Source organism: Clostridium oryzae, from assembly GCF_002029235.1.
Classification (GTDB): domain Bacteria; phylum Bacillota; class Clostridia; order Clostridiales; family Clostridiaceae; genus Clostridium_AE; species Clostridium_AE oryzae.
Window position 1 is genome coordinate 14851 of the sequence record NZ_MZGV01000050.1, and the last position, 12960, is coordinate 27810.

12 protein-coding genes and 1 tRNA gene are annotated in these 12960 nt (G+C 31.6%); 10 read left to right on the forward strand and 3 right to left on the reverse strand.

Annotation, left to right across the window (positions count from 1 at the left end):
* Positions 1-2 precede the first annotated feature (2 nt).
* The 8 genes from der (at position 3) to CLORY_RS17185 (ending at position 7189) form a co-directional block, all read left to right on the forward strand.
* Positions 3-1319, forward strand: a complete 1317-nt coding sequence (gene der, locus CLORY_RS17150) for a ribosome biogenesis GTPase Der (protein WP_079426748.1) — start codon at positions 3-5, stop codon at positions 1317-1319.
* A 105-nt stretch (positions 1320-1424) separates the two neighbouring features.
* Positions 1425-2903: a stage IV sporulation protein A gene (gene spoIVA, locus CLORY_RS17155; RefSeq protein ID WP_079426750.1), complete on the forward strand. Its 1479-nt coding sequence runs from the start codon at positions 1425-1427 to the stop codon at positions 2901-2903.
* Positions 2904-3071: 168 nt separating this feature from the next.
* Positions 3072-3494 carry a hypothetical protein gene (locus CLORY_RS17160; protein WP_079426752.1) on the forward strand — a complete coding sequence of 141 codons (423 nt, stop codon included), beginning with the start codon at positions 3072-3074 and terminating at the stop codon, positions 3492-3494.
* Between the two features lie 86 nt (positions 3495-3580).
* Positions 3581-3656: transfer RNA gene (locus tag CLORY_RS17165), tRNA-Pro, on the forward strand.
* Between the two features lie 169 nt (positions 3657-3825).
* Entirely contained in the window at positions 3826-4797 is a 972-nt protein-coding gene (locus CLORY_RS17170) for a glycoside hydrolase family 53 protein (RefSeq protein ID WP_207652231.1), read from the forward strand.
* A 183-nt stretch (positions 4798-4980) separates the two neighbouring features.
* Positions 4981-5424, forward strand: coding sequence for a hypothetical protein (locus CLORY_RS17175; protein WP_079426756.1), 444 nt, complete (start codon positions 4981-4983; stop codon positions 5422-5424).
* 692 nt (positions 5425-6116) lie between these two features.
* A complete protein-coding gene (locus CLORY_RS17180) occupies positions 6117-6956 on the forward strand; it encodes a Cof-type HAD-IIB family hydrolase (RefSeq protein WP_079426758.1) in 840 nt (279 codons plus the stop codon).
* A gap of 56 nt (positions 6957-7012) precedes the next feature.
* On the forward strand, positions 7013-7189 hold the full coding sequence (locus CLORY_RS17185; protein ID WP_079426760.1) for an aspartyl-phosphate phosphatase Spo0E family protein: 177 nt from the start codon (positions 7013-7015) through the stop codon (positions 7187-7189).
* Positions 7190-7258: 69 nt separating this feature from the next.
* On the opposite strand, the gene CLORY_RS17190 is transcribed toward CLORY_RS17185, so the two are convergent.
* Both CLORY_RS17190 and CLORY_RS17195 read right to left on the reverse strand, forming a co-directional pair.
* A complete protein-coding gene (locus CLORY_RS17190; RefSeq protein ID WP_079426762.1) occupies positions 7259-9136 on the reverse strand; it encodes an APC family permease in 1878 nt (625 codons plus the stop codon).
* 553 nt (positions 9137-9689) lie between these two features.
* Entirely contained in the window at positions 9690-9938 is a 249-nt protein-coding gene (locus CLORY_RS17195) for a CPF_0552 family protein (RefSeq protein ID WP_079426764.1), read from the reverse strand.
* A gap of 479 nt (positions 9939-10417) precedes the next feature.
* On the opposite strand from CLORY_RS17195, the gene CLORY_RS17200 reads away from it, so the two are divergent.
* Together CLORY_RS17200 and CLORY_RS17205 are read left to right on the forward strand one after the other, a co-directional pair.
* Positions 10418-11188 carry a hypothetical protein gene (locus tag CLORY_RS17200; protein ID WP_139376077.1) on the forward strand — a complete coding sequence of 257 codons (771 nt, stop codon included), beginning with the start codon at positions 10418-10420 and terminating at the stop codon, positions 11186-11188.
* A gap of 200 nt (positions 11189-11388) precedes the next feature.
* Positions 11389-11790: a YopX family protein gene (locus CLORY_RS17205; RefSeq protein WP_079426767.1), complete on the forward strand. Its 402-nt coding sequence runs from the start codon at positions 11389-11391 to the stop codon at positions 11788-11790.
* Between the two features lie 120 nt (positions 11791-11910).
* Here the strand turns inward: CLORY_RS17205 and CLORY_RS17210 are convergent.
* Positions 11911-12960 (reverse strand): helix-turn-helix domain-containing protein (locus tag CLORY_RS17210; RefSeq protein WP_207652232.1); only part of this gene is annotated, 1050 nt, incomplete at its 5' end.

A 12960-nucleotide genomic window follows, 5' to 3' on the forward strand; every position in this document is an offset into this window, starting at 1 on the left:
ATATGAAAAGACATATAGTTGCCATAGTTGGAAGACCTAATGTAGGTAAATCCACATTATTTAATAAATTGGCTGGTAAAAGGATATCTATAGTTGAGGATACACCTGGAGTAACAAGAGACAGAGTATATTGTGAAGCTGAGTGGCTTAACTATCGTTTTACACTTATTGATACAGGTGGAATAGAGCCTGAAAATGACGATATAATAGTAAAACAGATGAGACGTCAGGCTACAGTAGCCATAGAAACTTCAGATGTTATCGTATTTATAGTAGATGGTAGAGAAGGACTTACAGCAGCTGATAGAGAAGTAGCACAGATGCTTAGAAAGAGTAAGAAACCTATAGTATTAGTAGTAAATAAAATAGATTCATTGAAAGATGAAAATAATGCTTATGAATTCTACAATCTCGGCATTGGTGATCCTATTACGATATCGGCTAAACAGGCACTTAATCTTGGAGATTTGCTTGATAGAATAGTAGAAGGTTTTGATACCACAGATGGAGAAGATGAGGATGAAGAATACGTTAAAATCGCTATGGTAGGAAAACCGAATGTAGGAAAATCTTCGCTTATTAATAAGCTGCTTGGAGAAGACAGAGTTATAGTAAGTGATATACCCGGAACTACAAGGGATGCTATAGACAGCTACCTTGAAAATAATATAGGAAAATTTGTACTTATAGATACTGCTGGCTTAAGAAGAAAGAGTAAGGTAAAAGAGGAGATCGAAAGATATAGTGTCATAAGAACATTAGCTGCTATTGAAAGATGTGACGTATGTGTACTTATGCTGGATGCTACTGAGGGCATAACAGAGCAGGATGAAAAGATAATTGGCTATGCCCATGAGCTTAATAAAGCAATAATGGTTATTGTAAACAAATGGGATCTTATTGAAAAAGATGATAAAACGATGGATAGTTTCAAAAAAGATTTACAAGCAAAATTAAAATTTTTAACTTATGCACCTTATTTGTTTATATCGGCAAAAACAGGACAGAGACTTAATAAAGTTTTAGAACTTGCAAAAGAATGTCATGACAACTATTCAAAGAGAATAACTACTGGAGTTTTAAATGATGTTATTAGTAGAGCCATTCTTATGAAAGAGCCTCCAATAGTTAACTTTAAGAGGCTTAAAGTATATTATGTAACGCAAACAGGTATAAAGCCGCCTACTTTTGTGTTCTTTGTAAATGACAGTTCAGCAATACATTTCTCATATGAAAGATATCTGGAAAACCAGCTGAGAGAAAGCTTCGATTTTAAGGGAACAGGAATTAAGCTTGAATTCAGGGAGAAGAAAGAATAGCTTAAAAAATAGGAAACTTGTAATAAAGTTTCCTATTTTTTTGTCATAAATACTTGACCCAATAATATATATATATTGTAATATGTGGATGTGGGAGGGTATGTCTTGGAAAATTTCGATATATACAGGGATATAGCAGAGAGAACCCAAGGAGATATATATGTTGGGGTTGTTGGGCCTGTAAGAACTGGAAAGTCAACATTCATCAAAAAATTTATGGATATGATGGTTATACCTAATATTGAAAATAATTATAAGAAGCAGCGGGCAAAGGATGAGCTTCCCCAAAGTTCTTCAGGCAAAACAATTCATACTACAGAGCCTAAATTTGTACCTAATGAGGCTGTAGAAATAAATATTTCAGAGGGTATAAAGTTCAAAGTAAGAATGGTAGACTGCGTTGGTTATGTAGTTAAATCAGCAGCAGGTTATGCAGAGGGTGAAGTACCTAAAATGGTTACTACACCATGGTATGATTATGAGATACCTTTTGAAGAAGCAGCCGAACTTGGCACAAAGAAAGTTATAAATGAACATTCTACGATAGGACTTGTTATAACCACAGATGGTTCTATTGCTGATATCCCGAGAGATGATTATCTAGAAGCTGAAGAAAGAGTCGTTGAAGAACTTAAATCAATAAAGAAACCATTTATAATAATACTTAATTCTGCTCATGTTAACGATAAGAATACGGTGGAATTAAGGGAGGAACTTGAGGAAAAATATGATGTACCTGTTGAATTAATGGATGTATTAAATATGGGTCAACAGCAGGTTAATGACGTATTTAAGAGAGTACTTAAAGAATTCCCTATAAGAGAAATAAACATAGATATGCCGGAGTGGATAGAAAAACTGCCTACTTCTCATTGGCTGAAAATGAGTTTTTTAAATGTAGTTAGTGAATTATCTAAAAAAATAGACAAAGTACGGGACATAAAAAGCTGTGTTGATTCTTTTGATCAATTTGATTTTTTGGACAAGAGTAATCTCAATGAAATGGATATGGGAGACGGAACTGCTAGAATACAGTTAGCTCCGGAAAAATCAATTTTTTATAACATATTAGGTGAAATATGCGGCTGCAACATTAAAGGCGAAAGTGAATTATTAGATGTTATGGATAAGCTTCACAAAGCAAAAGTAGAATATGATAAAGTTGAAACGGCTCTTAGAGATGTGAGAGAAACCGGCTACGGTCTTGTGGCTCCTCAACTTTATGAAATGAAGCTGGAGGAACCTGAAATTGTAAAACAGGGCAGCAGATATGGTGTGAAGCTGAAAGCTAGTGCGCCATCCTTACACTTTATAAAAGCTGACATAGAGACTGAGATATCACCTATTATGGGAACAGAGAGAGAGAGCGAAGAGCTTGTTAGGTCACTGTTGGATCAGTTTGAAAGTGATCCATCTAAAATATGGCAGAGTGATATGTTTGGTAAATCTTTAGAGGTTCTTGTTAAAGAGGGACTTCAAAATAAACTTTTCAAAATGCCAGATGATGTTCAAATGAAAATACAGAAAACTCTTCAGAAAATCATTAATGAAGGTAATGGAGGACTAATCTGTATAATATTGTAAATTATTTAGTAAAGAGTAATTTATTTATTTTAGTCACTGAAAAGATAATTTTTAGTGACTTATTTTATAATTAATTAAAATTAACAAATTGTTAATTAACATATAATGGAAAGTTATATTAAAAAATGGTATTTATAAAGTATGTATATATAAAGGAAGGTGATTGTTATGGTTCAACAAGTGATAAACGAAATAGTTCCTGTAGTTATAACCTGCTTGATAAGCGTTATAACCATTATAATCAAGTCTTTAGGTGATGCTGCAGTAGCATTTATTCAGGCTAAAAAGAATGCAGAAATAGCCAAGATGGGTGTTGAAAAATACAACAACGAACTTGCAGTAGCAAAGAATGTATGGAACATTGTAGATGAATATTTCAGAATCACGCCTACGGTAGAGAAAACGATAGACTCAGCTCAGGCAAAATTCAAGGAAGAAATATTAAAGAAGATACCATATCTCACCGATGCAGATATAGAGCATCTTAGACAAGTAGTAGCTGGTGAAATAAACAAAGGAAAAGATGTCATAGTGACTCCGGCTGCAGCAGTAAAAGCAAAGGCATCAATAGCAACAACTGTGCAAAAATAAAAAAGTTGACTTATAAAATAAAATTTCATATAATAACTTTGGAATAAGGTTAATATGATTTTATTCCAAAGCATATATGAAATTATCTGGGTATGGCGCAGATGGTAGCGCGCATGAATGGGGTTCATGAGGTCGCTGGTTCAAATCCAGTTACCCAGACCAAAAGTTTTTAAAGTCTTGAGAAATCAAGGCTTTTGTTTTTTGCCATAAATCTTAATTCTCTCATATAAATATTAAAATGCTTTGATTGATAAACAAAATATCTGGTGATAACATATTAATATATTCATAGTATGCTATAAGATTTATTAACAAAATGGGGGGGATAAAGATGATAAATAAACAATATGCTGAAGTAACGAATTTTGCAAAAGGCGCAGATGTAGGGTGGCTACAGCAGATGGAGGCAACAGGGTATACGTTTTATAATGATAATGGAGAAGAAGAGGATTGCCTTAAGATTCTAAAAGAGCATGGAATTAATTCAATACGTTTAAGAGCATGGGTTAACCCTTCTGATGATCCTGGCAGTGGTCATTGCAGTACAGCTGAAGTAGTGGAAATGGCAGTTCGTGCAAAAAATATGGGATTTAGATTGATGATAGATCTTCATTACAGTGACAGCTGGGCAGATCCTGCAAATCAAAAGAAACCTGCTGCTTGGGAAAATCACAGCTTTGAAGAATTAGTATTGGATGTTTATAATTATACTTTGGAAGTTATGAATGCATTAAAGTCAAAAGAAGTTTACCCTGAATGGGTACAAATAGGTAATGAAATTCCTGATGGAATGCTGTGGCCTGAAGGTAGTACAAAAAATTTTAAACAACTGTCAATGTTGTTAAATAGCGGTTATGAAGCGGTAAAAGCTGTATTTAAGAAAGCAAAGGTTATTATTCATCTGGATCAAGGAGATGACAGAAAAAGGTTTATAAGCTTCTTTGATAATCATAAGGCTAATGGCGGAAAATATGATGTAATTGGTGTATCTTATTATCCATGGTGGCTTAAAAAGGATTACACTGAGACCATTGATAATTTAAGTAATAATTTAAATGAATATGCTGTTAGGTATGGTAAAGAAGTAATGATATGTGAGATTGGCGGAGAAGATACTAAAATAGAAAATACGTATGATATGCTTAAAGAGGCTATATTGAGGGTAAAGGCTATCCAAGAAGGAAAAGGTTTAGGAGTGTTTTATTGGGAACCTGAAGGAGCATATAGTTGGAGTAAATATAAGTTAAGTGCTTGGGGTGATGATGGAAAACCTACAGCAGCACTCGATGCATTTTTACTTTAAAGCATATTTTAAAAGCAAATATTATTAAAATTGATAAAAGAACCTGGGAAGAAACTCTCAGGTATTTTCATTGTAGAGAATATTAATGGTGAAAACTTGAAGATATAAATTTTATTAACATAGATATATATATAGCATAACATATTAATGTATAAAAAATAGTAATTCATAGGAGTGCGCTAAATGTATTTAAACGAGTATAATTATTTTAATGGAGTTCCAATACCCCGATGTATGAGAAGTTCTGAAAATTATCAAATGGGAGATTCGGATTCTTCAGAATCAGACACACCTGAATATCAATTAGGGAGGATGTATCCTAAGCTATATATCATAGTTTATCCTCAAGTAATTTCTCAATGTGATATGTTTGATAAATCTTGCTGTTGTATGAGGATTCCATCAAATGAAGAAATAGAAAAAATGGTTACTGATATTTGCATGAATATAGAGGATGAAGTAAAATCTACAATTAAGCCAGCAATGAGAGAAGATGAAAGCAGGCAGTTAGGTTTTGGAGAAAGAGGTATTTTAGGAGATTTAGTACGTATTCTTATCCTTAGAGAACTATTTGATAGGAGACATCGTCCACATCGCCGCTATTTTAGCTATCGTGCAGGATATTAATTAAAAAAGATTTCGTGTTTATGATGCGGAGAAGCTTATGGAGGTATTGGAGGTATTTTAGTCTCTAGGAATTTATGTTTTTCCCAATTGTGGATAAATTTTAAATTTGTATGAATAAATTGTATATATTGTTAAAGGAATACAACTATATAATATGTGAAGAAATATGAAGAAAGCTATAAAAAAATACTAATAAATAAACAAGAAAAATAATTTGTGAGAAGAAATATAGAAAATAATACTTTGTAAATGCATAGAGCCGGCATAGAGTAGGAAGTGGTTGGAGGAGGCATTTTCCAGCCGACGGAAATCACTTCCTACCACTTTTTTATTTTTTGGAGAAAATTAATGGCAAAATACCTATGACCAATGATGCCATGCCTAAACCAATAACTGTGCCAACTCGAATAACTAATTTTCTTTTCACTATACATCACCCCATTAGAATTATTAACGTACTTGTCTTTTTTATTCACTACAAAATAGAAACTTCTGAAAATATTTGCATAAAAGCTGCATGGATTAAAAGTTACTTAAATTCTTGATTTACATCGAACCCTAATAATATTGTATTATTTTTTACCTAATGATAGATAATATACAAAACTGTTATCATAGATTGAGCTTCGTGAAAAGGCTTATAGTGAGAAACAAAAAAAGTATAAATAATATAATAAAGCAGGTGATGTCTTATGCAATATAAACTAATTTGTATAGATATGGATGGAACTCTCTTAAATAAATATAAAAGAGTTAGTGAAGCGTCTAAAGAAGCAATAAAAAAAGCGTTTGATAAAGGTATTCATATTGTTATTACCACAGGCAGAACTTATGTGGATGCTAAGTATTATTCAGACCTGATTGGAGTAAAGTCTCCAGTAATAGCCTCCAATGGAGCTTTAATAAAAGAGAAGGATAGGAATGAAATAATATATAAAGGCGTTTTTAAGGAAGGTATTTGTCCGAAATTAATAGATATACTTTCAAAATATAATGTGCTGATAATGTTTATTACACCAGAAAAAGTATATTATGAAAATAATTTTGTTAAAGCAGTTATGCCGTATTTACAACTGCTAAGAATAGTAAATCCCAAAATAGTGTATGAAAATATAGAAAACAGGGAGCAGTGGGGCAAGGTATTTGATTTTGAACAGGATAATATTATTAAGTGTGAAATCATGAGTAAGAATCAGCGCAAATTGAGTGAAATCAGAACTAAACTTAATTATGTAGAAGGGATTGAAGTTGTAAGTTCGGCAAAGCACAATATCGAGATAAATAATAAGGGAGTTTGTAAGGGAAAAGCTGTTGAAGTACTAAGCGGTTTCTACAATATAGATAGAAAAGAGATCATAGCCATAGGAGACAGCGAAAATGATTTATCGATGCTAGAGTATGCTGGTATTGGGGTAGCTATGGGCAATTCTACAGAAAATATTAAGCAAAAGGCGGATTATGTTACGGATACAAACAATAATGATGGTGTTGCAAAAGCCATAGATAAGTTTGTGCTTACTAATAAGAACTAATTTATATAATGATTATGAAAAACATCTTTGGATAGAATAATACTGGAGGTGTTGAGATGAACGAACTGGATGATCTGTTGAAAGATATAGAAATATTAAGGGAACAGCTTGAAAAGTTAATTAAGCTGCATGAAGGAAATTTAGTTGATAATGAAGTTGTAGCAGCTAGTAAGATTTTAAATGCGGCACTGAATCAGTATAATAGGCTAATAAAAGATAAAATTGATAAATAGGTTAGAGAGACAGAATATGTCTCTCTAACTTGCAGTGTAAGCCATACTTATATTTTTAGTCTCTAGAAATTAAATATTCCTTGAAAACTTAAATTGTTTTATAGGATGCATATTAAAATGGTAGGGGTAAGTGGCTATTATTACATTGTTGTATTTTAAGAGAGATTCTCTAAGTACAAAACCTGTATGATTGTGAAGCAGCCCACCAAGCAATTGATGAGTTATAAATTCTGGAATAATAACAGTTACTTTTTCATCTTCTGATGAAGCTTTAACTATCGATCCTATCGTAGCTACAAGTGGACCGACAATAGATCTATAGCTTGAATATTTGCATATTAGAGAAACATCTGTATCTAGCTTTTTCCATCTGTTTTCAAGTCTTTCTATAGCTTGCTTGTCCGTAGATATATTTAAAGCAATAACATCAGGTGAAATACTTCTAGCATATTTTAGAGCATTTACTGTTGCTCTATTGATGCTGGCTATAGGCACTACTACTATATGATTATAGGTAGTGCTGAGATTAATTTTAGAAAGTTCGCTTGAGGGAACTTTAAGATTTTCAGCTACATAATTATAATGACTTTTAATCAGAATCATAAAGGAAACGATTAATGGTATTAACAAAATAACTACCCAAGCACCCTCAAAAAATTTAATTTTTATTATTACGCAGGTAGTAATAAATGTTACTATTGACCCAATACCATTAACAGCTATTCCTTTTTTCCATCCTTTAGCTTTAGACTTTCTCCAATGTATAACCATGCTTGTCTGAGCCAAAACAAAAGATAAAAATACTCCGACTGAGTATAGAGGAATAAGGCTATGGGTATTTGCGTTGAATGCGATTATTAGAATACACGCTATTGTTGCAAGAAATATAATTCCTGCAGAAAAGCTTAATCGCTTTCCTCTGACTGTAAATTGTCTAGGAGCATATCCGTCCCTTCCTATTATATACATAAGCATTGGAAATCCAGTAAAAGCTGTATTACATGCCATTATAAGTATTATAGCTGTACTATATTGAATAACATAATACATAAATGTTTTTCCGCCAAAAACCCCATATGCAATTTGAGAAAGCACAGTTAGATTATCCCGTGGGATTGCATGATAGAATCTGGCAAGCAGCGAAGTACCACCAAATATCATTAATATAAGTGCTGTTAATATTATCATTACCTTAGTAGCACTTTTAGTGGAGGGCTCTTGAAAATTTGGTACGGAATTACTTACAGCTTCAAGACCTGTTAGTGCTGTGCAACCAGAGGAGAAAGCCTTTAGTATCAATAATATTCCTAAATCTCCATTCATTTTTAATGTGACACGGAGCATAGGAGCAGGTGCTCCATATATTGTGTATCTAATTATTCCGTAGATAATCATAAATAGCATACTAAATATAAATAAATAAGTAGGGACGCTGAATATTCTAGAAGATTCGCTTATGCCTCTCAGGTTTAAAACACATAATATAATTATTAAACTCACTACAATTATAACTTTATAATCTGCTAAATCTTGATAGGCTGAAATAATTGCAGACACTCCTGCACTTGCACTTACTGCTACAGTCATAATATAATCTATAAGCAGTGCTGCGCCAGCAACCAGTCCAGGTAAAATACCGATATTCTGTTTTGTGACTACGTAGGCACCGCCGCCTTGGGGAAATTCTTTTATTATTTGTATATATGACGCTGCAAGTACAAATAGAAGGCCTATTATCATTAATGATATATACCCTAACCATCTGTAAGACAATGCTCCTATCATAGGAATGAGAACGAACAGTATTTCTTGAGAAGCATAAGCTACAGATGATACTGAATCACTTGTCATTATAGCTAGTCCAAAAGGTATGTTGTATTTTTCATGGGATTTCATTTCATTTGGTAAGGGTTCACCTGTGAGCAGGTTAAAAAATTTTTCTATCATAAAAATACCCTCTTTCTATGTTAATTATCTAATTTACAAAGGTATAAATATAATTTTATATTATTTACAGATATTTGCAATACTTGATAATAATTAGTTTGTATACAATTTATGCTGTTTTGCTCTGTGTATTCGTAATCATACTGTTTAATATCGAAATTAATGTATTTTTTGAAATGTATTAATATTTTATAAATATAAATAGAAAGGGTAGGGATTATAGTTAAGTCAAGAGTAAAGCTGAAGGATGAATCTAAATATTACGTAAACAAATCTATAGAGATAGAGCTTATTTAATAGACTGTTCAAAATCGAATTCTGCAGGACTTGAACAGTCTCCATTTTATTTAATTAATAGAGTAATTACCTTGAATACGACTATGGCTATAATTGTGATTGCTGCAGCCTCAAATAAAATTTCTAATTTCATATACCGCACCTCAATAAAATATGTGTTGTATTTCTATTAATTTTATAGAATACAAATATTTAAATAAATTTAGATGCTTTTGCTAACGACATTTAAAACAATGGGACTCTGATAAAAGACTCATTATAGAGTCATAGATTTAACGTTAACACCTTCAACATCTTTTAATTCTTGTTCTAATTCGTTGATTTCATCTTTTTTTCCGTTTATTTTTAATAGTATTAGTCCTCTGTTTTCACAATAATCTTCGCTGGTCTCATGAAGTCCAAGTCTAGTTTTTATTATACATCCGTGTTTTGTTAATACTGTTTGAACTTGAGGCGCATGTTCTACTCTTGGATCAATAGAAAGTGCCATGATTGTTGTTTCCATACAAAAACCTCCTAAAAATTATATTATTGTTATATTATTTCCTAAAAAACTATAATTAATCAATATTACAATTATTGTGTGAGGATTTTATTTCTAACAGCTTCTATATGAGATGGAATTATATTAAGTTATAGGCTGTATAAAACCAGCAGGTCTGAATATAGTGGTCGAATATATGAATAAAATGAATCATGGAAAATAGAGGAATTCACTTATTGCTGTAGAAGTATATAATGTAAGAAGTATAATAGGACTATCTATAATTGCTGACAGCGCTAGTTACAGCGCAAGGTTTTCAATATAAAATTTATAATTATAAGAGAGGAGGAAGTTATGTTAAAACAAGTAACAGATAAGACTCTAATTCTTGTATGAGGTTTATTAGGAGTCTAGGTTCATCATCCCTGAGAAGGTTGACATAATGAAAAGCAGATACGATATTTTGAGTAAGAGTTTAAATAGACCTCTGCATATTTAGAGTGTCTTATAAGTTTTACGTAACGTTGCCTATGAGATGTTCGTCGAACCCAGCTGAAAGACTTAATGAAATACTACTCAGGGCAAAAGATTTTGGAAAGAAAGATTTGACTGTTTCTGATATGTGGGCTGATGTTTTTGAAATAGACAGGGAGGATAAGTCTAGAATTCTTTCCTGTATAGCAAATGTAATTATGTTAACCGAAAATGTAAAAAAGGATATTGAAGGTTTGAGAAAAGGTAATAGGGACTCGCTGGTAAGAGGAATTTTGAAGCTTCAGCATATTTTTATAAGAATGGATTTGAGTGCGAAACCCGGCAGTTTTATAAATCAGATAGACGAACTTATGCTAAATACAGTAGAAGGCTGCAGTTTAGTACTGGACGTAGCATTTGATTATAAACAGCTGGAACAGGAACAGCTTGATACGGTGAAGGTAAAAATTAATAATATCATACAGCAGGTGCTAGACAGTGTTATTCCGGATGAAATGAAAAATTTTATTGTACTTAGATTGAATGAAATAGACTTTGCTATAATAAACTATAAGATATCCGGATTGGAAGGGTTAAAGGCAGCAATAAATAAATGCGCGGGTGAAATATTTTTGGATGATACTATCTGCAGAGAAGTTAATAAAAATAATGAAAAGGTAAAAGTTATTGTTGAGAAGGTACTAAGCATATTGCGGAACATTAATACAGTAGTAACATTTTCCTGCAATACGATACCAATAATGTCAAAGAGAATAACTGATATTTTTCTGAAATAGGAAAAAGAAAGAAGGAAATCTACCCTTCTTTCTTTTTAATTTAGCAATAATTAAATCTACACTTTTGTTATTTCAAATAATAATGTAAAATATACAATATAAAGTAATGAATAGAATTATATAGAAAAGCCTTCAAATACATTGCTATTGATGCATATAACTTAATCTGCTTATTTGTATTTGATTGGAGTGAAGGACTTATGAAGGATTTAAAAATCAGGGCTTGGTACGAGCCATCTGCGCATATGTACTATAATATTTATATGAAACCATCTTATTGTGGAAATCAATTCATAAAATATGAATGGTATGCTATGAGTTTTAATAATTCTTTTGAAATGAAACTTAGCAATAGGTACGTATATTTAATGGGGTCGTCTGGGTTAACTGATAAATGTAATGAGGAGATTTATGAAGGAGACATCGTAGAGTTTAACAGTAGGATTGGATACATTAAATGGGATTATAATAAGGCAATGTTTGTAATCATAACAAGGGATAAGAATCTTATAGGATATTTAAATTCATACATAGCAAGTCGATGCAGGATTATTGGGGACATTTTTAATAACATGAAGTTATTATATAAAAATATGCAATAACTATTAATGAAAGGATTAGGCTATATGCATATATAAATATATAATTCTAATAGCAATCTTGTAAACGATTACCACAGCGGTACCTCTAAAACATATCGTTTATAACAAATAAAATAAATATCAGGATGATTTTGAATTTATGATACCATTTTGAGAATCCTCATATTTTAAATATGAAATACGAAATTCTATGTATTTTTTAATCTCATCTATAAGTTCATCAGGTACAGATGAAAGCAGTGGTAATATATCATTATAGCTATTTGATTCATTTCTTTGAATATTTATTTCGTTAGATAGCTTAAATTCAGTATGTATTTGACTCAGATTTGAATTTTCACTTTTTCCACTAAAAAGCCATTGAAATGAGACATTACAAAAATAAGCTATCTTTTCTAAAATACACTTTTCAGGTATATAACCATATTGATAATCAAATATGTCTTTGACTGTAATACCAATAGCTTTAGCCTTTATATCTAGAGGAAGAGATATTTGATCAAAACATATTTTTATACGTTTACCAAGTTCAAAATCTAAAATTTCATTGTTATTTTTTGCAGAAGAATTTATGGAGTCTCCAACAAGAATCCACGCATCTGTTACATTAAATACTTTTGAAAGAATAAACAGATTTTCTTTGCTGGGTATTTTTTTGCCATAATGAAAACTAATTATTTCTTCAGATGAAATGGAAAAAAATGGAGAAAATATCTTGTTAATATATTGAGAAAGACTCTGGCTTGAAAATTTAAATTGTTCCATTAGATACCATATTCTATCTCCTATCTCTGAGGCTATCTTTATATACGAATCATCGGATTTATATTCATCAGATTCATATATTTCAAGTAACGAAAAATATTTGGATGAAGATTTTTTATTATTACAGCTATTCGATGAGTAGTCTTCACCAGTTAGAAGCCAATCTGTAGATACGCCAAAAAATCTTGAGATAGATAATAGGATATCTGACGAAGGTGAAACCTTATCATTTTCTATTCTGCTTAGAGTGCTTTTGGCTGTAGAAAGTATTGATGAAAGCTCATCTAAGGATAAGTTAGAATTAGTGCGTAAGAATTTTATTCTGCTGCCTAAAGTAAACATTTGTATCCCTCCTTTAACCAAATCTAATAGGATATTTTTGGATATAACTATAATAATTATAGA

Excerpts from the sequence above, each read along its gene's own strand:
- der (WP_079426748.1), top strand. The coding sequence starts at position 3 with ATGAAAAGACATATAGTTGCCATAGTTGGAAGACCTAATGTAGGTAAA.
- CLORY_RS17160 (WP_079426752.1), top strand. The coding sequence starts at position 3,072 with ATGGTTCAACAAGTGATAAACGAAATAGTTCCTGTAGTTATAACCTGC.
- CLORY_RS17170 (WP_207652231.1), top strand. The coding sequence starts at position 3,826 with ATGATAAATAAACAATATGCTGAAGTAACGAATTTTGCAAAAGGCGCA.
- CLORY_RS17175 (WP_079426756.1), top strand. The coding sequence starts at position 4,981 with ATGTATTTAAACGAGTATAATTATTTTAATGGAGTTCCAATACCCCGA.
- CLORY_RS17180 (WP_079426758.1), top strand. The coding sequence starts at position 6,117 with ATGCAATATAAACTAATTTGTATAGATATGGATGGAACTCTCTTAAAT.
- CLORY_RS17185 (WP_079426760.1), top strand. The coding sequence starts at position 7,013 with ATGAACGAACTGGATGATCTGTTGAAAGATATAGAAATATTAAGGGAA.
- CLORY_RS17190 (WP_079426762.1), bottom strand. The coding sequence starts at position 9,136 with ATGATAGAAAAATTTTTTAACCTGCTCACAGGTGAACCCTTACCAAAT.
- CLORY_RS17195 (WP_079426764.1), bottom strand. The coding sequence starts at position 9,938 with ATGGAAACAACAATCATGGCACTTTCTATTGATCCAAGAGTAGAACAT.
- CLORY_RS17205 (WP_079426767.1), top strand. The coding sequence starts at position 11,389 with ATGAAGGATTTAAAAATCAGGGCTTGGTACGAGCCATCTGCGCATATG.